Source organism: Streptomyces murinus, from assembly GCF_002154555.1.
GTDB lineage: Bacteria > Actinomycetota > Actinomycetes > Streptomycetales > Streptomycetaceae > Streptomyces > Streptomyces murinus.
In genome coordinates this window covers 1-2,087 of the sequence record NZ_MUNF01000850.1, presented here as the reverse complement: position 1 = coordinate 2,087, position 2,087 = coordinate 1, and the positions used below count along the sequence as shown (strand labels likewise).

The window sequence follows — 2,087 nt, the reverse complement described above, 5'->3', positions numbered from 1 at the left end:
CCGCTGCCAGCCGCCCTCGGCCGCCGTCCAGCGCCGTACGGGGTCCGTGCCGTCGACCGGGTCCTGCGCGTACCGCAGCATCACCAGCAACAGATACGGGTCCATGCCGGTGCAGTGCTCCATGGCCTGCACGGCCGCCGGTCCGCAGCCCAGCGACAGCCGGCTGATCCAGCGCAGGGTGCGCCAGGCCACATCGGGCTCGGCGCCCAGGATCCGGCCCAGCTCGGAACCGCTGTGCCCGGCGAGAGCCGAGACCGGCCACTGCGGGGCGAGAACGCCGAGCAGGGCCGCGGCCCGGTCCGGTACGTCGGTGAGCACCACCACGCGCAGCAGGTCCCGCAGGGTGAGCACCGCGGTCGGCCGCCGGTCGGTGTAGCCGGACGGTTCGACCTTGGGGCCGACCACCACACAGGGCCGCTCGTCCTCACCGGTGTCCGGCAGGCCGACGGCGCCGGGCCCGCCGACGTACAGGTCGACGCGTCCGGTGGGGTGCAGCCGGGACAGGGCCGGGCCGCCGAACAGGCCGTCCAGGAAGGCGAGATGGAAGGCACTGTGCTCGACCGGCGTGGCCGTCATCGGTCCGGGCGGCGCCCCGAGGAAGCGGCACAGCGCGTCGGCGAACCCGGCGGCCGCCTCGGCGGACAGATCGTGCTCCAACCTGCCGTACGCCGCCAGCAGTTCTTGTCCCTCACGGTCGGCCGCCCGCCAGTCCACGAACGCCGGAGGCCGCAGCCGGCCGGGATTGAGGTGGCAGTCGAGGAACTGACGCGGGTCCCACTCGGCCTTCCAGACCGGCGGCGCGGTCATGCCCTCGGGAATGGGCGCGCCGGGCGGCTCCCGGTTCAACAGGGCGGTGGCGGCGACGAGTTCACCGGCATCGAGCAGAGCCCGTACGCGGGCGGCAGCCCGGCCCGCGGCCCCCGTACGCTCCATCGGGGCGAGCAGCGCGGACAGTTCGCCCGCGGCGTCCGCGATGCGCCGTTCGAGATCGTCGGCCAGTGCGTCCAGGCGGGCCACGACCCGGGGCCGCCCCGAGCGCGCCTGCTCCACCAGCGCCTCGGTCTCGGCGGGGTCGTCCCGCCATGCCACGCCCGCACCCTGCGCACGCCGGGCGAGGGCCCCGAGCCGCTGCCGTACCAGCTCCGCGGCCCGCACCCGCAGGCTCTCCAGGTGCCGGGCGAGCCGCTCGGCGTCGTACGGGCGCAGGTCCCCGCAGCCGGCGAGCAGATACTCGGCGGCGTCGAACTCGCCCCGCTCCAGCAGCTCTTCGCAGACGACGCCCACGGGGCGGCCGCCGAGCCGGGCGAGGACCGCGCGGGCCAGCTCGACGGCGTCCTCGGGGCCGTACGACGACTGCCGGCGCGCCAGCAGGGCCAGCACCTCGGGGTAGCGGAACCGGCCGGGCCAGGTGCCGAGCAGATGCCGGGCGCCGTCCAGATGGTTCCGCACCTGGCTGTCGTGGCTCGGCGCGCTCATGCGTTCTCCTTCCCGGCCTTCGGCAGCGCGGACAGCGCCTCCAGCAGGGCCTTGGCCGGATGACAGGCCGGTTCGCCCAACTCGTCCGCCTCCTTGACCAGTTGATGCCAGGAATCGTCCAGGTGCAGGGCGAACCGCCGTTGGGCTGCGCTCAGTCGGAGCGCGACCGGGCCCTGGTGCCCCTCCTCGGTGCGGGCGACGAGGGACCTGGCCTCGGCGATGAACTCGGCGAGACGGCGGGCGTAGGCGAAGTGGTTGCTCCATTCGATCTTGCGCAGGCCGAGATCCGCGGACATCCGGTCGAGCTGGGTGCGGATCTCCTGCTCGCCCTGCGGCAGCCCCTCGATCACCGGGACCCAGCGGTCGGCGGGCCGGGGATCGTGGGCCATCTCGCGGACCTCGGCGAGGAGGCCGTCCGGCCGGAACAGGGCGCGGTGCAGTTTCTGGCCGTCCGTGAAGCTGAAGTGGTTCTTGGCCTGTTCGAAGTCGGCCACCTCGGCGGCGAGCCGCGCCCAGCGCTCGTCGGTGCGCGCCGAGCGCTCCTGGCCGGCCGCCCATTCGTCGACGTCGTGCAGGGGCAGCGGGGCCGGTGCCCCTGCACGACGTCGACG

2 protein-coding genes are annotated in these 2,087 nt (G+C 74.7%); both read right to left on the bottom strand.

What is annotated here, in order from left to right:
• Positions 1 to 1,476, bottom strand: a 1,476-nt coding sequence (locus CCN72_RS35795; protein WP_208638189.1) for a hypothetical protein, incomplete at its 3' end; no start/stop codon positions are given.
• On the bottom strand, positions 1,473 to 2,087 hold a 615-nt coding region (locus CCN72_RS39375), incomplete at its 5' end, for a hypothetical protein (protein ID WP_158101469.1). The genes CCN72_RS39375 and CCN72_RS35795, both read right to left, overlap by 4 nt.